We start from the raw sequence: 17,676 nt of genomic DNA, 5'->3' as shown, positions 1-17,676 counted from the left end.
AGCCGGGCCAATCTTTGGAATACCTATTCCAGAGCGGTTAGCCGGTTTCTGATGGAAACCTGGTCTGATTCAAAAAGGGGCGTGAGGAGGAGGGGTGCACCGAGTTGAGGCCGCCCGGCCTCAGTCCAGCCAGTTCACCTTAGGAAAGGTGTTGCGAAAACCATCGGGCATCGTGACCACGCAAGACGCCCGGTAGTTGAAGAAGACGAAGCCGGACTTGGCCATGGCGACCAGTCGGCCATCGGCCGGGCGGGTGATGCGGAAGGTGATGTCGCCTCCGTATTTGTTGAAGTCCATGACCCCGACCTCGAATAACAACTGATCGCGGGCGTGGGCTTCGGCCCGGTAGGTGGTGGCCAAGTCGGTGACGATGATCCCGGTACCGTCTTCGGCAGTCTCGCTGACGCCGAACTCGAACAGGAATCGCGCGCGGGCTTCCGAGATCATCGAGATCATCGAGTCGTTGCCCAGGTGGTTTGCTCCGTTGATATCAGTGACGCGCACGGTCAGGTGGGTGGAGTAGCAGTACTGGTCTTCCGGGAAGTTCAGGGATAGGCGGGCCATGGGGATCTCGGGCGTAGAAGCAGCAAAGCGCCGATTCTACGCCGGCATGATCGGATAGCCCGGCATTTCGGGGCTGAATGTCAGCGGTGCAGGCCGTTCAACCAGTAGAAGGTGACGCGGCCCCCTTCGTTGTCGGCTCCGTAGTTGTCCTGGATGTAGGCGCCGGCCTTGAAGTAGAGCTGCTGAGCCCCCCAGTAGCCACTCAGTTCGCGATAGAGATTGCCATCATCGCCGTTGCTGGTGACGGTAATACCCAGTTTGCCGGTAGGCGTTATGCGCAGGTCGTAGCCGAAGCGCTCGCCCAGGTCAACGTTCTCGGCAAGCAGGATGTTCTTCACCTCCTTGTCGCCCGGGCGCTTGCGAAGCAGAGCCTCGACCCGGCCGTTGCCGCGCAAGTAATGGTACTGAATCTTGAGCAGTGGGTCGTTTTCGCTGCCGGGTTCGTCCTTGCTGTGGATCTGGCCGATGATGATCTTGTTCTGGCTGGGTACCTGCTCTACGGAGAGCACCGCGCTGAGGTAGTTATCGGCACTGGCGTGGTACCAGTAACTAAGGGTGCCATCAGCCTGGGTTTCCCGCAGTTCGGTTCTGGGGTATCTGGCATCTTCGGTGCGAGACCCATTCACGGGTACCCAGAAGCTGATACTACCGTCAGCATTTCGCCGAAAGTATTGGCTTTCGTAGCCATTGTTAAGGCGATCGGTGGTGATGAGCGTATTGGAGCTGGTGGCTGGGACCGTGAGGTTCCAGGTGCTTAGGTCGATCATATGATGTCCTTACTGCTGAATACCTAGGGGCAGCAGTTCGTACATGCAGAGGGTGGAAAAGTTCCGGGCCAGCTTGAATTAAGGGGGATTTTGGACTTTGGTGCCTATTCGTGAAGAAGAGGCAGGAGAGGTTTTTGCAGGGGCGTTGTATCGATTAAAAGTGGGTGATGGAGTTAATGGGTAAACAATTCGATGAGGCTGTGAGCTGAAACTGGGCATCCCTGCCCAGTCATCTCTTACAGCGAGGCGAGTGCGGGATTCACTCGAGAAGGAGTGATATTTTCAGCTCTGTTGCTTGCCCACTTCACCAGCAGCGTCATCGCGACGAAGCCAAGGCAGATGAACAGCGGGTAAGCGAACATGATTTCGCCAAGGGAGTATTTCCAGCTAAGCGGACGAGCGATGCCCAGCATGGCTCCATAGAACCAGGAGACTCCGGAGACGACACCCGCGAACACCGCGAGGGTGCGGGCGTTGGTTTCCATCTTGACCAGCGTGCCGGCTTTTTTGATGGCAGGCAGTACGGCGCTGTGAAGCAGGAAACCGTTTACGGTCAACAGTGCCACGACCAGGATTTTCGCCTGGAGTTTGGGGTTGAGGAAATACACCGCGCCTTTGACAGAGTAGTCCAGCAGTACGATACCTATCCCTGTTACCCAGAGTGCCGCAAGTGCAAGCAGTACAGTTTTCTTCAGAGTATCAAGATGGGTTTTGTCGCTATGGGTAGCATCGTCTTTACCCGTGATCATTTGCTTGATCATGGCATAGTCGCTGGTCAGGACCAGGCCGATTGCCACGCAGCAAGCGATCAAGTGGGCATAAACAACACCCATGCGCATTAGTTCCATGGTTGCTTCCTGTTTGAACAGGGAAGTAATGAGATGGTACAGCTCCATGGTTTACCTCTTGTTTTACAAAGTAAGTTGGTGTGCTGATGCAGTAAGGGCACCGATATATGTTGTTTTCTTACTCTTTGGTCTCTTTGGACTTTGAGTGGTGGTCAGGTTGTTTTACATCTCTATGTATATTTCATGTCTTCATACGCACTCCTCCTTTTTTGAGACACAAAAACCTCGTGCACATGAACTTGTGCATTTGGAATCGCTCCGGACTCAAGGGGAATAAGACATGCGCGCCATCCACCGACCATGGCTCAAAAGTGACGCGATGTACTCAGGCTATCATCAGAGTGGTGAACCCTTGATTTTGTTCAAAAAACGATCTGAAAGCCGACGAGCGGTTGTGCGTGGGTGGGGGCTTCAAGCGCTTGAAAAGGCGAGGAAACCTTGCAGGGCGCAGGTTTCGGGAAAGTTCAGCGGAGCGTGTGTCCCCTGTGACCAGGGGACGTAATCGGGCGTCAGGCCTTGCCGGACTTCCGGGGTTTGGGCGCTGCCGACGGCTCAAGTATTCCATCGGCACGGAACATTCCCTTGATGCCGCGAACGGCTTGGCGAATTCGGTCCTGGTTCTCGATCAGGGCGAAACGTACGTGATCGTCACCGTAGTCGCCAAAGCCCAGGCCGGGCGATACGCAGACCTTGGCTTCGGCCAGGAGCTTCTTGGAGAACTCCAGGGAACCCATGGCGGCGTAGGGCTCGGGGATCTTGGCCCAGACGTACATCGAGGCCTTGGGGTTTTCCACCATCCAGCCGATTTCGTGGAGGCCCTTCACCAGGACGTTGCGGCGCTGGCGGTATTGCTCGGCGATATCGCGCACGCACTGCTGGTCGCCTTCCAGAGCGGCAATAGCGGCAACTTGCAGCGGGGTGAAAGTGCCGTAGTCGTGGTAGCTCTTGATTCGTGCCAGGGCGCTGACGAGTTCCTGGTTGCCGACCATGAAGCCGATCCGCCAGCCTGCCATGTTGTAGCTCTTGGACAGGGTGAAGAACTCCACCGCAATGTCCTTGGCGCCGGGGACCTGCATGATGGAGGGCGCCTTCCAGCCGTCGTAGACGATGTCGGCGTAGGCCAGGTCGTGCACGACCAACACGTCGTACTGCTTGGCCAGGGCCACTACGCGCTCGAAGAAGTCCAGTTCCACGCACTGGGCGGTGGGGTTGGAGGGGAAACCGATGATCATCATCTTCGGCTTCGGGATGCTCTCGCGAATCGCCCGTTCCAGTTCGGCGAAGAAGTCCACGCCGGGTACCAGGGGCACTGAGCGCACTTGGGCGCCGGCGATTACCGCACCATAGATGTGGATCGGGTAGCTGGGGTTAGGGACCAGCACCGTGTCGCCATGATCCAGGGTGGCGAGCATCAGGTGCGCCAGGCCTTCCTTGGAACCGATAGTCACGATGGCTTCGGACTCTGGATCGATCTCCACGTCGTAACGGTCCTTGTACCAGCGCGAGATGGCTCGGCGCAAGCGGGGAATACCGCGGGAAGTGGAGTATCCGTGGGTGTCTTCACGCTGGGCGACCTGCACGAGCTTTTCCACGATATGCGGCGGAGTGGCGCCGTCGGGGTTGCCCATGGAAAGGTCGATGATGTCCTCGCCGCGACGGCGCGCTGCCATCTTGAGTTCGGCGGTGATGTTGAAGACGTAGGGGGGGAGACGATCGATGCGCGCAAAACGGCGCGGTGAACGCTGGTCAGCCATGCTTTCCTCGGATACGTAAGCGCCCGGAACCGTCCGAGCGACGTCGGCCACTGTGGTGGCCTGGCGGCGAAGATAAGGGCTTCGCAGTGCCCTTGTCGAGGTCTGTTTCGCCTGCGCCCACGGATTAGCCTGATGGCGCACCGTCGGGCAGGAGCGGGCTGCGCTTCCCAGAGAGGAGCCCGCGCTTACAAGAAGGGCCGGGTCCGGGCTTCAGTTTCCCAGCATGTCGTGCATGGCGATGATCTGTTCGGCTACCTGGATCAGCTTCTGCTGGCGACTCATGGCCTGGCGCCGCATCAGGGTATAGGCGTCTTCCTCGTTGCAGTTTTTCATCTTCATGAGCAGCCCCTTGGCCAGTTCGATGCGCTTGCGCTCGGCCAACTGCTGATCGCGCACGTTGAGCTGTGCGCGTAGGGCTTGGTCGCTCTCGAAGCGGGCCATGGCGACGTCGAGGATCGGTTGCAGGCGGTCGGTCTGGATGCCTTCGACGATGTAGGCACTGACGCCGGCCTGGATGGCCTGGCGCATGACCTTGGGGTCGTGCTCGTCGGTGAACATGACGATGGGGCGGGGCTGGTCACGGGTGACCAGAACAACCTGTTCCATCACATCTCGGCCCGGGGATTCGGTGTCGATCAGGACCACGTCTGGGCGAATAGCCTCGACTCGGGCCGGCAGGTCGATCGTCAGACCGGATTCGTCGATGACTTCGAAGCCGGCTTCCACCAGGGCGGCCTTGAGGCGGCCGACTTTCTTGGCAGTGTCGTTGATCAGCAGGATGCGCAGCATGGCGGCGGTCTTCCCTAACGGCTACTGGGCAATGGCGCGGGCATTGCCGGCCAGGGAATGGATGGGGAAGCTGCGAGCGTAGCCAGCGGGGTCATTGCCGTCCCAGGTACGACCGTCAATCAGTGTGGCGCTGCGCATCGGGGCGGGAACGGGGATACCGAGGGCTTCGGCGGCTTCGCGGTAGCGATCCAGCCGCTGGACACGCTGGGCGATGGCGAAATAGTCGGGGTCTTCCCGCAACAGGCCCCAGCGGCGGAACTGGGTCATGAACCAGATTCCGTCAGAGAGATAGGGCATGTTCACCTGGCCGCCCTCGAAGAAGCGCAGCGGGTGATCGTCCTCCCAGGCGTTGCCCAATCCATCCTCGTAGTGGCCAAGGAAGCGCGGCTCAACGGCCGACAACGGGACGTCCACGTAGTCGCTGCCGCTGATCAACTGGGCGGTGCTGCGCCGGTTCTCAAGGCTGGCGTCGATAAAGCGGCTCGCTTCAAGGACGGCCATGGCCAGGGCTCGGGTAGTGTTGGGGTATTGCTCGGCGAACTCGCGGGTGACGCCGAGGACTTTCTCCGGATGGTCCGGCCAGATCATCTGGCTGGTGGCCAGGGTGAACCCCTGGCCCTGGTCCACCGCCAATGCGCCCCAGGGGCCGCCAGCGCAGAAGCCATCAATGCGAGCGGCCTTGAGGTGAGCGACCATCTGCGAGGGCGGTACAACGACCGTATCGACATCCCGCAACGGATGGATGCCCTGGGCGGCCAGCCAATAGTTCAGCCACATGGCGTGGGTGCCGGTGGGGAACGTCTGGGCGAAAGTCAGTCGTGCACCACCATGGCGCACGTAGCGGGTCAGTGCCTCGGAACTGGTCACGCCGATGCGCTTGAGTGGTTCGGAGAGGTTGATGGCCTGGCCATTCTGGCAGAGGCCCATGAGGATGGCCATTTCGGCGCAGGGGCCGCCAATGCCCAGCTCTATCCCGTAGATTTGTCCGTAGAGTGCCTGTGCGGCGTCCAGTTCGCCGGAGAGCAGCTTGTCGCGCAGCGTGGCCCAGGACGATTGGCGCTGGAGGTTAAGGGTAAGGCCATATGGCTGAGCGAAGCCCTGGGTGGCGGCGACTATGAGGGAGGCCGAGTCGGTCAGGGGCATGAAGCCCAGGTTGAGCATGCACTTCTCTGGCGCGTCGCTGCCTGCGACCCAGGCCAGATTGTCTGCGCGCGTGGTGTTCTGCTTGTCGGTCATCTTGGTTGCCACCTATCAGCAAAATGGCGCCGATCCGGAGCAGCCGGGGCCGGCCGGAATCGACGCCATTGTCATCAACTCGCTCCGCCGTTGGAGTGAGTATTGTTGATGCTGAGCAAGCAAGCGATATGCCAGAGGGGGAAGAAGACCTCGCAGGGTAGTGGTTCGAACTCGGAGCCACCTCAGCGTTCGATGATCTGTTTCACCTGTGCTTGCGGGATTTGCTGACTGCGGCCTTCGTCATCCTCGAATTCGAGCATGCCGGTGTCCCTGTCCAGTTCGGGTTTCTCGTGGGTCGTGATGATCTGGCCGTCGGTCGTGGCGATCAGGTATTCGCTGGAGCAACCAACCAAGCCAAGGGCGCAGAACAGGATCAGGTTCCAGAGTTTCATGACGACGCTCCCCGTCGTGGCAACTGATAACTGGAACATAGCTGCTGACGGAGCAGCTGCAAGGCAGAGAGGTCGCCCTTCTGTCGAAAGTGTGGGGCCTGGCGGAGGCGTTCGGTGCGGCTCTGATCGACCTGAGGTCGCCTGACGGCGCAAAGAAAAAACCCCGCGCAAGGCGGGGCTTCTTCGTTACCGGGATACCGATGCAGGCTTAGGCCTGGACCACCGGAATCTTGGCGTTTGCAGCGGCTTCCTTGTACTCGGCGATCTGGTCGAAGGACAGGTAGCGGTAGATATCGGCAGCCATGCTGTCGATGTTCTTCGCGTATTCCATGTACTCCTCGACGGTCGGCAGTTTGCCCAGGATCGAGGCAACAGCCGCCAGCTCGGCGGAGGCCAGGTAGACGTTGGTGGCGTCGCCCAGGCGGTTCGGGAAGTTACGGGTGGAGGTGGAGACCACGGTGGCACCGGTCTGTACGCGAGCCTGGTTACCCATGCACAGCGAGCAGCCCGGCATTTCCATGCGCGCGCCAGCCTTGCCGTAAATGCCGTAGTAGCCTTCTTCGGTTAGCTGGTGCTGGTCCATCTTGGTCGGCGGGGCCAGCCACAGGCGGGTCGGGATACCGCCCTTGACCTTGTCCAGCAGCTTACCGGCAGCGCGGAAGTGGCCGATGTTGGTCATGCAGGAACCGATGAACACTTCGTCGATCTTGTCGCCGGCCACGGTGGACAGCAGGCGGGCATCGTCCGGGTCGTTCGGCGCGCAGAGCACGGGCTCCTTGACGTCGGCCAGGTCGATCTCGATCACGGCAGCGTATTCGGCGTCCTTGTCGGCTTCCAGCAGATTCGGCTTGGCCAGCCAGGCTTCCATCGCCTGGGCACGACGTTCCAGGGTGCGGGCGTCGCCGTAGCCTTCGCCGATCATCCAGCGCAGCAGGGTGATGTTGGAGCGCAGGTACTCGGCGATGGCCTCTTCCGGCAGCTTGATAGTGCAACCGGCAGCGGAACGCTCGGCCGAGGCGTCGGACAGCTCGAAGGCTTGTTCTACAGTCAGCTCGTTCAGGCCTTCGATCTCGAGGATGCGGCCGGAGAAGATGTTCTTCTTACCTTTCTTCTCGACAGTCAGCAGGCCGGACTGAATGGCGTAGTAGGGGATGGCGTGCACCAGGTCACGCAGGGTGATACCGGGCTGCATCTTGCCCTTGAAGCGCACCAGTACCGATTCCGGCATGTCCAGCGGCATTACGCCGGTGGCGGCGGCAAAGGCGACCAGGCCGGAACCGGCCGGGAAGGAGATGCCGATCGGGAAACGGGTGTGGGAATCGCCACCGGTGCCGACAGTGTCAGGCAGCAGCATGCGGTTCAGCCAGCTGTGGATGATGCCGTCGCCCGGACGCAGGGACACGCCGCCGCGGGTCTTGATGAAGTCCGGCAGGGTGTGGTGGGTGTTGACGTCGATGGGTTTCGGATAGGCGGCGGTGTGGCAGAAGGACTGCATTACCAGGTCGGCGGAGAAGCCGAGGCAGGCGAGGTCTTTCAGCTCATCGCGGGTCATCGGGCCGGTGGTGTCCTGGGAACCGACGGTGGTCATCTTCGGTTCGCAGTAAGTGCCCGGACGTACGCCCTGGCCTTCCGCCAGACCGCAGGCGCGGCCAACCATCTTCTGCGCCAGGGTGAAGCCTTTGCCGCTGTCAGCCGGGGACTCCGGCTTCTTGAACAGGTCGGAAGCACCCAGGCCGAGTTCGGCACGGGCCTTCTCAGTCAGGCCGCGGCCAATGATCAGCGGGATACGGCCGCCGGCGCGGACTTCGTCCAGCAGGACCGGGGTCTTCAGTTCGAAGGTGGTGACCACTTCGCCGCTGTCGTGGCGAACGACCTTGCCTTCGTACGGGTACACGTCGATGACGTCGCCCATGGCCAGGTTGGTGCAGTCGAATTCGATCGGCAGGGCGCCGGCGTCTTCCATGGTGTTGTAGAAGATCGGGGCGATCTTGGTGCCGAAGCAGAAGCCACCAGCGCGCTTGTTCGGAACGTACGGGATGTCGTCGCCGAAGAACCACAGCACCGAGTTGGTGGCGGACTTACGGGAAGAGCCGGTACCGACCACGTCACCGACGTAGGCAACCGGGAAGCCCTTGGCCTTGACCGCTTCGATCTGATTCAGCGGGCCGACGGAGCCCGGCTGGATCGGCTCGATGCCATCGCGGGCCATTTTCAGCATGGCCAGGGCGTGCAGCGGGATGTCGGGGCGGGACCAGGCGTCAGGAGCCGGAGACAGGTCGTCGGTGTTGGTTTCACCGGGGACCTTGAACACGGTCAGAGTGACTTTATCCGGTACGGCAGGCTTGTTGACGAACCACTCGCCGTCGGCCCAGGACTTGAGCACGGCTTGCGCGGAGGCGTTGCCTTTCTTGGCACGCTCGGCGACGTCATGGAAGGCGTCGAACATCAGCAGGGTGTGCTTGAGCTGTTCGGCGGCAGTGGTGGCCAGTTCGGCGCTATCCAGCAGCTCGACCAGGGTGGCGATGTTGTAGCCGCCCTGCATGGTGCCCAGCAGTTCGGTTGCGCGGGCCTTGCTGATCAGCGGGGAGGTGGCTTCGCCTTTGGCGACAGCGGAAAGGAAACCGGCTTTGACATAGGCGGCTTCGTCGACGCCCGGCGGAACACGGTTGGTAATCAGGTCGAGGAGGAAGGCCTCTTCGCCGGCCGGCGGGTTCTTCAGCAGTTCGACCAGGCCTGCGGTTTGTTCGGCGTTCAGCGGCTGGGGCACAACGCCCTGGGCGGCACGCTCTTCTACGTGTTTGCGATAGGCTTCAAGCACAGTTTTACCCTCATCAGTGGCCCTGGAATGTCCAGGGCGCTCATCCAGGAATCCGCCGAACGCATGCGCCGCACAGCTTTTTGGGCTGTCTGGCCAAGGTTGCGGCGGCCTCCATCGAGAAGCTGTTTTCAAAGTTTTACGCCGGAAGGAAGACCTGATGAGGGCTGGCGGCGGACATCCCTGGCGGGATGCCCGGCGCCATTATTTCCTGCCGGATGAACTGTGCTCGTGACGCTTTGAAAACAGCTTCCAACGGATATCGGCGCCTTAAATGGCGGGCTGATTCTAAAGGAAAGGCTCGGCAAAGTTAAGACGAAATCCCGAATTCACTGAGGGTGACCCTGATTAGACAAAGGGCTAAGATGGCTGGCCTGTTTTACCTGCCGAATGCTCCTTCACCATGTCAAACCAGCGCATCAAGACGCCTTGCGTCGGCCTCTGTTCCACTGTCTATGGCGATCATGTCTGCCGGGGCTGCAAGCGTTTTCACCATGAAGTGGTGAACTGGAACCTGTACAACGAGGACGAGAAGCGAGCGGTGTGGCGGCGCCTGGAAATCCTCCTGGTGCAGGTGATGGCGGCCAAGCTGGAGGTATTCGATCCAGTGCGACTGCGTCATCAGCTGGAGCTGCACCAGGTGCGATTCGTACCCGAGCAGTCCCATTATTGCTGGGCATATCAGTTGATCGCGCGGGCCTCACGCATGATCAGTCGCCTGGATGCCTATGGCGTCGCGCTCCTCCCCGAGTTTCGCGACTGGGCCTTGCCGGACGTGCGGGAAGCCATCGATCGGGAATTTTTCCTGCTGTCCGAAGCTCACTACGAGCGTTACATCGCGCCGCGCTTCCTGCGCGAAGGTGTCGAGATTCGCGTCTGACGTCACGAAAGAAGCTGCCATCAGGCGGCCTCTTTCGTTCAGGTGGAGTTAGCGCTGGGCGACCAGCTCTTCCAGGTGGGCGATGATGGCCTCGGGCTTGAGCACCAGCACATCGCTCTCCAGGGCATCCAGCACCACCTCAGCGGTATTGCCAATCAGCGCGCCGGAAAGGCCGGAGCGGGCTACGGTGCCGATCACCGTGACCACTGCTTCCAGTTTGTGAGCGACATGGGGGATGAGTACATCTGCCGGACCTTCCTCGATATGCAACCGTTCGTCGCTGACGTCGTACTCTGCCTGGAAAACGCGACATTCGTCGCGGTAGCGGGCTTCAATGGTTTCCTTGAGCTGGAACGTTGGGTCCGCCGCCGAGAGCATGGGGGAGGGGTGGGCGCTGATCACGTGCAGGGTGCCGTGGGCGAGTCCGGCGATGTCGTAGCCGTGGCTAACGATGGTGGCGTGCAGCGTGCGGTGCTCGCCATCGCTATTGCCCACGTCGACCGCGGCGAGAATATTGCCGTTGGTCCAGGGTTTGTCAGTCTTTACCATCAGCACGGGGCCTGGGCAGTAGCGCAGGAGCTTCCAGTCATCTGGAGTGAGCAGGGCCTTCTTCAGCGGGTTGTCCGGCACATGCTGTTTGATCACCAGACCGCAGCCCTCGGCCTGCTGGGACGCGATGATGGTCAGGTGCTGACTGTCCAGCCAGCTCTGCTGGGTGCTGACGCTATAGCCCTCGGCCTTGAGCGAGTCGGCCAGATCGCTGAGGTAGTCGGTGTGGTCGCCCTTGCGGTCGCAGATCAGGAGGTGCAAGTGCGATTGGGTCACCCCTGCGATCAGTTTTGCCCTTTTCAGGGCAAGGCCCTCCGGCCGGTCCGGTTCCAATACCACCAGAATGCTGCGAATGGCTTGCATGGTCCTCATCTCCCTGTCGATGGCTTATAGCCAAATCAAATGTAGTCCCGATTCGGCTTTTGCGTTCTTGACATATATCAAGTGTGTCGGGCTGGTCGTCGAGTCCTGCATTCGTATAATGCTCCGCCTTCGGGAGCCCGGCCAGTGTGGCGCCCAGCATGATGAGAGCTACTTGTGAACTTGCCTGATATCCATGATTTTCTTGGCTGCCGTACCCCTGATGCCTGGGTAGCGGCTGCACTGGCCGATCAGGAAACCCTGCTGATCGACCACAAGAACAACGAGTTCAAGGCGGCATCCACGGCCATGGCGCTGATGGCCAAGTACTCGACTCATCTGGATTTGATCAACTTCATGTCGCGACTGGCTCGCGAGGAACTGGTACACCACGAGCAGGTGCTGCGCATTATGAAAAGGCGCAGGATCGACCTCATACCCGTGTCTGCGTCGCGCTACGCCTCTGGACTGCGCAAGCTGGTGCGCAGTCATGAGCCTCAGAAGCTGGCGGATACGTTGGTGGTGGGTGCCTTCATCGAGGCTCGGTCCTGCGAGCGTTTCGAAGCCTTGGTGCCGCATCTGGATGAGGAACTGGGCAAGTTCTATGGTGGCTTGCTGAAAAGCGAATCCCGTCACTACCAAGGCTATCTGAAGCTGGCCTACCAGTACGGCGAGACTCAGGACGTTGATCGCACCATCGAGAAAGTGAGGGCGGCGGAGCGGGAGCTGATCGAGTCGACGGACGAGGAGTTCCGCTTCCACAGTGGCGTGCCGGCCTGACCGACCTACAAAAAGCGCCCGGGTGGGCGCTTTCGTTCGGTTGGGTTCTAATCCTTGACCTTCATGTCCAGGGCCAGGTCTCGGGCGGCTTTGGTGGCGAGCACGCCCATCAGTTGGCCGATCTCGTCCTGTCGGCTGCTGGCGGAGGTCTGCCCGCCGGCCATCATGACGCTGGGCACTGGTGCTTGGGCGGCGGCTTCGGCCCAGACCTTGTTGATCGCAATCAGCGCATCCAGCTTGGGTTGCAATGCGCCGTCCGCCTTGATGACGGCTTCGCGGGCATAGGCTTCAGCGTCGGCGGTGATCTTGGTGGCGTCGGCGGTGATGGAGGCCTTGTCGCGCAATAGCTCTGCAGTCTGCTTCTCGATTTCGGCGCGGCCTTTTTCCCTTTCGGCGTTGATGATCGCGAGTTGCTTCTCGGTTTCCGCCTGGGTGGTGCGCTCGATCTGGTCGCGCAGGGTTTCCTGGCGGCGTGCTTCGACTTCCTTCTCGCCGCGCGCGGTAACCAGCAGTTTCTCTTCCTCTTCCTTCAGGCGGTTCTGCCGGGCCACGGCGAGTTCGGCGAGGGCCTGCTGCACCTTGACCATGCGTTGCTTGTACTGCGGGTTGGGGTCGACGTTGGTGATCCGCGCTTCCACCACTTCCACGCCGTATTTGCGGAACTGCTGTTGCTTGCGGACGGGAATGCCTTTGGTATCGGTGACCTTCTCGGTGACGAACTGGCTGGCGCTGTTGTCGCCGAAGGCACCTTGCTCGGTGCCAGCCTGAAGGATGGCCGTCTGGTGAGGCATGGCGCCACGGGGGGCGCGGACTTCCTTGCGTTTGATCAGGTAGAGGCCGTCGTTGAGCTGGTTTTCGAACTCGGCGGCGAACTCGCTGCGCGCACCCGCGTAAAAGTCGTCGGCACTCATCAAGGACGCCGTGGCTTGCAGGGTTTCCTTGATGGCAGGTACCAGTGCGGTGCCGATGAAGTTCTCGGGATTGCGGTATTCCTGGGCAATTCTCAGGAACTGGTCGCCGCCGGGCAGGCGGAAGCGTGCGGAGGACTCCACCTTGGCGTCGACGTTGCCAAGGAAGACGATCGGGAAGGCTTCGATGGTGGCGCCGAGAGAATCGTTATCGCTGTCGTCGTTGCGGCTTTTCTGGAGTGCCTCGGTCAACACCGACTGCACGCTAAGTGCTTTCTTCCAGGCCGTTGCGCGGCCGAACCACTTGGTGGCGTAGCCGACGTCATCGACTACCTTTTCCTCGCCGAAGATGGTTCGCACGTGAGTGGAGAAGCCGGCCTCGTTATAAAAGAAGATGCCGTTGAAGAGGGCGAAGGCGAGGGTGGCGAGGACGACGGGGCCGCCCGCGTATTTGATGAGTTGTGCCTTGGTAAGAGGCATGGTCGCTCCTTGACGTTGAATCGGAGCGGCGATGCTGCTGGCCGATGGCCACCCCGTCAAGAGGCGGCGAGTCGGCCTGCGAGGAACATCTCGCAGGAAATGTCAGACGAGGTTGAATGGGGTCTGCAGGAATCCATGCTCGTCTACCTGCAGCGCCCAGCCTTGTCGGTCCCAGTCCCCCAGGACGATGCGTCGGGCGGATTGACCGTCAAGGTCCAGTTCGTGGACGTCCGGGCGGTGAGTGTGGCCGTGGATCAGAGTCCTGACGCCATATTGGCGAAGGATGCGCGGGATTTCTCCAGGGGTGACGTCGGTGATTTCCGCAGCTTTCTGGCGGGTTTGCATCCGACTTTCCTTGCGCAACTTGCGTGCGAGCTTATGGCGGGTGGTCAGCGGCAAGTGGCGCAGGATAAACAGGGTCACGGGATTGCGCAGCCACCGGCGCAAGCGCATGTAGGCTTTGTCCTGGGTGCACAGGCTGTCGCCATGCATCAGCAGCACCGGCTCGCCATTCATCTGTACCAGGCTCGGGTCCGGTAGCAGGGTGCATCCTGCTTCGCGACAGAAGTCATTGCCGATCATGAAGTCGCGATTGCCATGCATCACGTAGATGCGCGTACCGCCATCGGCCAGCGTGCGCAGCGCCTGGGCGATGGCGTGCTGGAACGGTGTCATGGCATCGTCCCCGATCCAGGCTTCGAAAAAGTCGCCGAGTATGTATAGAGCTTCAGCGCGCGGGGCGCGGGTCTGCAGGAAAGAAAGAAACGCCCGGGTGATGTCCGGGCGTTCCTCTTCAAGATGCAGATCGGAGATCAGCAATATCACTCGATGATCTCGGCCTTCTCGATGATCACGTCATCAACCGGAACGTCTTGGTGGCCGGACTTCATGGTGGTGGCCACGGCTTTGATCTTGTTCACCACGTCCATGCCTTCGGCTACTTCGCCGAACACGGCATAGCCCCAACCCTGGACGGTCGGCGCGCTGTGGTTCAGGAAGGTGTTGTCGGCGACGTTGATGAAGAACTGCGCGGATGCCGAGTGCGGCTCCATGGTGCGGGCCATGGCGACGGTGCCGACCTTGTTGGACAGACCGTTGTTGGCCTCGTTCTTGATCGGGGCACGGGTGGACTTCTGCTTCATGCCCGGCTCGAACCCACCGCCCTGGATCATGAAGTTGCCGATCACGCGGTGGAAGATGGTGCCGTCGTAATGGCCGGCCTTCACGTACTCCTTGAAGTTGGCCACGGTATCCGGGGCTTTGTCTTCAAAGAGTTGCAGGGTGATGACGCCGTGGTTGGTATGCAGCTTGATCATTTGGCTATTCGCTCTATCGAGAAATCCAAGGCCTGTCAGGGGATTGACAGCTTCGGCTATGATAAGCGCTTTGATTTGGCCGGCCTACCCTGAGCCGCGCACCAGCTAGATGTAAGGACCCCATGAGCAAGCCAGAGACTCCCGCCGCTTCCAACTTCCTGCGCCAGATCGTCCAGGCGGATCTGGACGCCGGCAAGCACACCAAGATCGTCACCCGCTTTCCGCCGGAGCCCAACGGCTACCTGCATATCGGTCATGCCAAGTCGATCTGTCTGAACTTCGGCCTGGCCAAGGAGTTCGGCGGTGATTGCCATCTGCGCTTCGATGACACCAACCCGGCCAAGGAAGACCAGGAGTACATCGACGCCATCGAAAGCGATGTGAAGTGGCTGGGCTTCGATTGGGTCGGCGAGGTGCGTTACGCCTCCAATTATTTCGACCAACTGCACGACTGGGCCGTCGAGTTGATCAAGGCCGGCAAGGCGTTCGTTTGCGACCTGTCGCCGGAAGAGGCGCGCGAGTTCCGCGGCAGCCTGACCGAACCGGGCAGGAACAGCCCCTTCCGTGATCGTTCGGTTGAGGAGAACCTGGACCTGTTCGCCCGTATGAAGGCCGGTGAGTTCCCGGATGGCACCCGTTCCCTGCGCGCGAAGATCGACATGACTTCGCCGAACATGAACCTGCGCGATCCGATCCTCTATCGTATCCGCCATGCCCACCATCACCAGACTGGCGACAAGTGGTGCATCTACCCGAGCTATGACTTCACTCACGGTCAGTCGGACGCCATCGAGGGCATCACTCATTCCATCTGCACCCTGGAATTCGAGGATCACCGCCCGCTCTACGAATGGTTCCTGGAGCATCTCTCGGTCCCGGCCCAGCCTCGCCAGTACGAGTTTTCGCGCCTTAACCTGAACTACACCATCACCAGCAAGCGCAAGCTCAAGCAACTGGTTGATGAAGGTCACGTCAGCGCTTGGGACGACCCGCGCATGTCGACCCTGTCCGGCTACCGTCGCCGCGGCTACACCCCGGAGTCCATCCGCAACTTCTGCGAGATGATCGGCGTGAACCGTGCCAGTGGCGTAGTGGATATTGGCATGCTGGAGTTCAGCATCCGCGATCACCTCGACGCCACCGCACCGCGTGCGATGTGCGTGCTGAAGCCCCTGAAAGTGGTCATCACCAACTACCCGGAAGGCCAGGTTGAGAACCTTGAGTTGCCGCGCCATCCGAAGGAAGACATGGGCGTGCGCGTCCTGCCGTTCTCCCGCGAGCTGTACATCGATGCCGGTGACTTCGAGGAAGTCCCGCCGGCCGGTTACAAACGCTTGATCCCTGGCGGCGAAGTACGCCTTCGTGGCAGCTATGTGATCCGCGCTGACGAGGCGATCAGGGGTGCTGACGGTAGTATCGTTGAGTTGCGCTGCTCCTATGACCCGGACACTCTTGGGAAGAACCCCGAAGGTCGCAAGGTCAAGGGTGTGATCCATTGGGTTCCGGCTGAAGGCAGTGTGGAGTGCGAAGTGCGTCTGTACGATCGCCTGTTCCGTTCGTCGAACCCGGAGAAGTCGGAAGAGGGTGGTAGCTTCCTCGACAACATCAACCCGGATTCCCTGCAGGTGTTGACCGGTTGCCGTGCTGAGCCGTCCCTGGTCCAGGCAATGCCTGAGGATCGCTTCCAGTTCGAGCGTGAGGGCTATTTCTGCGCCGACCTGAAGGACTCCCGTCCCGGCAAGCCTGTTTTCAACCGTACCGTGACCCTGCGTGACTCCTGGGGCCAATGATGACGCTGTCGATCTACAACACTCTGAGCAAGATCAAGGAACCGTTGAAGCCGCTGGTCGGCAATCAGGTTCGCATGTATGTCTGCGGCATGACGGTCTATGACTTCTGCCATATCGGCCACGCTCGTGTGATGGTGGCTTTCGACGTGGTGGCGCGCTGGCTGCGTCATCGAGGTTACGACCTTACCTACGTGCGCAACATCACCGACATCGACGACAAGATCATTCGTCGCGCCAATGAAAATGGCGAGCCATTCGAGGCGCTGGTGGAGCGCATGATCTCCGCGATGCATGAGGATGAGGCGCGTCTGTCGGTGCTGCGTCCGGACATGGAGCCGCGTGCCACTGGCCATATCGCTGGCATGCACGAGATGATCCAGGCGCTGATCGACAAGGGTTTCGCCTATGCCCCGGGTAATGGCGATGTCTACTACCGGGTCGGTAAGTTCGTCGGTTACGGAAAGCTCTCGCGCAAGAAGATTGAAGATCTGCGCATCGGTGCCCGAATCGAAGTGGATGAAGCCAAGGAAGATCCACTGGATTTCGTGCTCTGGAAAGGCGCCAAGCCTGGTGAACCTAGTTGGGAATCGCCCTGGGGTCCCGGTCGCCCGGGTTGGCACATTGAGTGCTCGGTTATGTCCACCTGCTGCCTGGGCGAGACCTTTGACATACACGGCGGTGGTCCGGACTTGGTATTCCCGCATCACGAAAACGAGATTGCCCAGAGTGAGGCGGCCACCGGCAAGCTCTATGCCAATGCCTGGATGCATGCGGGGGCTGTGCGGGTGGATGGTGAGAAGATGTCCAAGTCCCTGGGCAATTTCTTCACCATTCGCGAGGTGCTGGAAAAGTACCATCCCGAGGTAGTGCGCTACCTGCTGGTGTCCAGCCACTACCGCAGCCCGATCAACTACTCCGAAGAGAGTCTCAAGGAAGCCAAGGGCGCCCTCGAGCGTTTCTACCATGCTCTGCGGGGGCTGCCCGATGCGCCTCCGGCAGGTGGCGAGGCTTTCATCGAGCGATTTGCGGCAGCTATGGACGATGACTTCAACAGTCCGGAAGCCTGTGCGGTGCTCTTCGAGATGGTGCGTGAGGTGAATCGCCTGCGTGATAGCGATCTGCGGGCTGCTGCTGCCCTGGCAGCGCAGCTCAAGACATTGGGGGGATTGCTCGGTGTTCTGCAGCTGGAGCCGGACGCCTTCCTGCGCGCAGGTGCTGAAGGCAAGGTGGACGCTGCTGAGGTCGAAAGGCTGATTCAGGCGCGTCTGCAGGCGCGTGCGGAGAAGAATTGGGCCGAATCCGACCGCGTCCGCGACCAGCTGAGCGCCATGGGTGTAGTGCTGGAAGATGGGAAGGGTGGTACCACTTGGCGCCTCGCTGACTGAGTCGACTCAATCGGATTCGCCCAATAGAAAAGGCCGCTTGATGCGGCCTTTTCTATTGGCTGG

Annotated in this window: 16 protein-coding genes; 4 read left to right on the top strand and 12 right to left on the bottom strand. The window is 60.5% G+C overall.

Annotated elements, in window-relative coordinates; genetic code table 11:
* Nucleotides 1–120: 120 nt before the first annotated feature.
* From E8F20_RS13945 to acnB, 8 genes are all read right to left on the bottom strand, one after another.
* Nucleotides 121–564 carry a thioesterase family protein gene (locus E8F20_RS13945; protein ID WP_280284228.1) on the bottom strand — a complete coding sequence of 148 codons (444 nt, stop codon included), beginning with the start codon at nucleotides 562–564 and terminating at the stop codon, nucleotides 121–123.
* 80 nt (nucleotides 565–644) lie between these two features.
* On the bottom strand, nucleotides 645–1,331 hold the full coding sequence (locus E8F20_RS13940) for a polysaccharide lyase family 7 protein (protein WP_280284227.1): 687 nt from the start codon (nucleotides 1,329–1,331) through the stop codon (nucleotides 645–647).
* 236 nt (nucleotides 1,332–1,567) lie between these two features.
* On the bottom strand, nucleotides 1,568–2,227 hold the full coding sequence (locus E8F20_RS13935; protein ID WP_280284226.1) for a hypothetical protein: 660 nt from the start codon (nucleotides 2,225–2,227) through the stop codon (nucleotides 1,568–1,570).
* A 461-nt stretch (nucleotides 2,228–2,688) separates the two neighbouring features.
* On the bottom strand, nucleotides 2,689–3,933 hold the full coding sequence (alaC, locus tag E8F20_RS13930) for an alanine transaminase (RefSeq protein WP_280284225.1): 1,245 nt from the start codon (nucleotides 3,931–3,933) through the stop codon (nucleotides 2,689–2,691).
* Between the two features lie 210 nt (nucleotides 3,934–4,143).
* Nucleotides 4,144–4,722 carry an ANTAR domain-containing response regulator gene (locus E8F20_RS13925; RefSeq protein ID WP_280284224.1) on the bottom strand — a complete coding sequence of 193 codons (579 nt, stop codon included), beginning with the start codon at nucleotides 4,720–4,722 and terminating at the stop codon, nucleotides 4,144–4,146.
* Nucleotides 4,723–4,743: 21 nt separating this feature from the next.
* The gene (locus tag E8F20_RS13920) at nucleotides 4,744–5,958 is read right to left on the bottom strand and encodes a CmpA/NrtA family ABC transporter substrate-binding protein (RefSeq protein ID WP_280284223.1); all 1,215 of its coding nucleotides are present in this window, start codon (nucleotides 5,956–5,958) and stop codon (nucleotides 4,744–4,746) included.
* Between the two features lie 182 nt (nucleotides 5,959–6,140).
* A complete protein-coding gene (locus E8F20_RS13915) occupies nucleotides 6,141–6,350 on the bottom strand; it encodes a YgdI/YgdR family lipoprotein (protein WP_280284222.1) in 210 nt (69 codons plus the stop codon).
* A 208-nt stretch (nucleotides 6,351–6,558) separates the two neighbouring features.
* Nucleotides 6,559–9,168, bottom strand: coding sequence for a bifunctional aconitate hydratase 2/2-methylisocitrate dehydratase (acnB, locus tag E8F20_RS13910; protein WP_280284221.1), 2,610 nt, complete (start codon nucleotides 9,166–9,168; stop codon nucleotides 6,559–6,561).
* Nucleotides 9,169–9,568: 400 nt separating this feature from the next.
* On the opposite strand from acnB, the gene E8F20_RS13905 reads away from it, so the two are divergent.
* Nucleotides 9,569–10,045, top strand: coding sequence for a DUF1289 domain-containing protein (locus E8F20_RS13905; RefSeq protein ID WP_280284220.1), 477 nt, complete (start codon nucleotides 9,569–9,571; stop codon nucleotides 10,043–10,045).
* A gap of 48 nt (nucleotides 10,046–10,093) precedes the next feature.
* Here the strand turns inward: E8F20_RS13905 and E8F20_RS13900 are convergent, their stop codons facing one another.
* The gene (locus E8F20_RS13900) at nucleotides 10,094–10,957 is read right to left on the bottom strand and encodes a universal stress protein (protein ID WP_280284219.1); all 864 of its coding nucleotides are present in this window, start codon (nucleotides 10,955–10,957) and stop codon (nucleotides 10,094–10,096) included.
* A 174-nt stretch (nucleotides 10,958–11,131) separates the two neighbouring features.
* Between E8F20_RS13900 and miaE the strand changes: the two genes are divergently transcribed.
* A complete protein-coding gene (miaE, locus tag E8F20_RS13895; RefSeq protein WP_280284218.1) occupies nucleotides 11,132–11,734 on the top strand; it encodes a tRNA isopentenyl-2-thiomethyl-A-37 hydroxylase MiaE in 603 nt (200 codons plus the stop codon).
* Nucleotides 11,735–11,781: 47 nt separating this feature from the next.
* Here miaE and E8F20_RS13890 read toward each other — a convergent pair whose 3' ends face one another.
* The 3 genes from E8F20_RS13890 to E8F20_RS13880 form a co-directional block, all read right to left on the bottom strand.
* Nucleotides 11,782–13,122, bottom strand: coding sequence for an SPFH domain-containing protein (locus E8F20_RS13890; protein ID WP_280284217.1), 1,341 nt, complete (start codon nucleotides 13,120–13,122; stop codon nucleotides 11,782–11,784).
* Between the two features lie 102 nt (nucleotides 13,123–13,224).
* Nucleotides 13,225–13,947, bottom strand: a complete 723-nt coding sequence (lpxH, locus tag E8F20_RS13885; protein WP_280284216.1) for a UDP-2,3-diacylglucosamine diphosphatase — start codon at nucleotides 13,945–13,947, stop codon at nucleotides 13,225–13,227.
* Nucleotides 13,944–14,438: a peptidylprolyl isomerase gene (locus E8F20_RS13880; RefSeq protein WP_280284215.1), complete on the bottom strand. Its 495-nt coding sequence runs from the start codon at nucleotides 14,436–14,438 to the stop codon at nucleotides 13,944–13,946. The genes lpxH and E8F20_RS13880 overlap by 4 nt, the downstream gene beginning before the upstream one ends.
* A 122-nt stretch (nucleotides 14,439–14,560) precedes the next feature.
* Here E8F20_RS13880 and E8F20_RS13875 point away from each other — a divergent pair, with 122 nt between their 5' ends.
* Together E8F20_RS13875 and cysS are read left to right on the top strand one after the other, a co-directional pair.
* On the top strand, nucleotides 14,561–16,228 hold the full coding sequence (locus tag E8F20_RS13875; protein ID WP_280284214.1) for a glutamine--tRNA ligase/YqeY domain fusion protein: 1,668 nt from the start codon (nucleotides 14,561–14,563) through the stop codon (nucleotides 16,226–16,228).
* Nucleotides 16,228–17,613, top strand: a complete 1,386-nt coding sequence (gene cysS / locus E8F20_RS13870; protein ID WP_280284213.1) for a cysteine--tRNA ligase — start codon at nucleotides 16,228–16,230, stop codon at nucleotides 17,611–17,613. The genes E8F20_RS13875 and cysS overlap by 1 nt, the downstream gene beginning before the upstream one ends.
* Nucleotides 17,614–17,676: the final 63 nt, after the last annotated feature.

The sequence above is a fragment of the Pseudomonas sp. BN415 genome (assembly GCF_029871195.1).
GTDB classification, from domain to species: Bacteria; Pseudomonadota; Gammaproteobacteria; order Pseudomonadales; family Pseudomonadaceae; genus Metapseudomonas; species Metapseudomonas resinovorans.
Note: the sequence above shows the minus strand (reverse complement) of the source record. Positions and strands in the feature narration are given on the sequence as shown.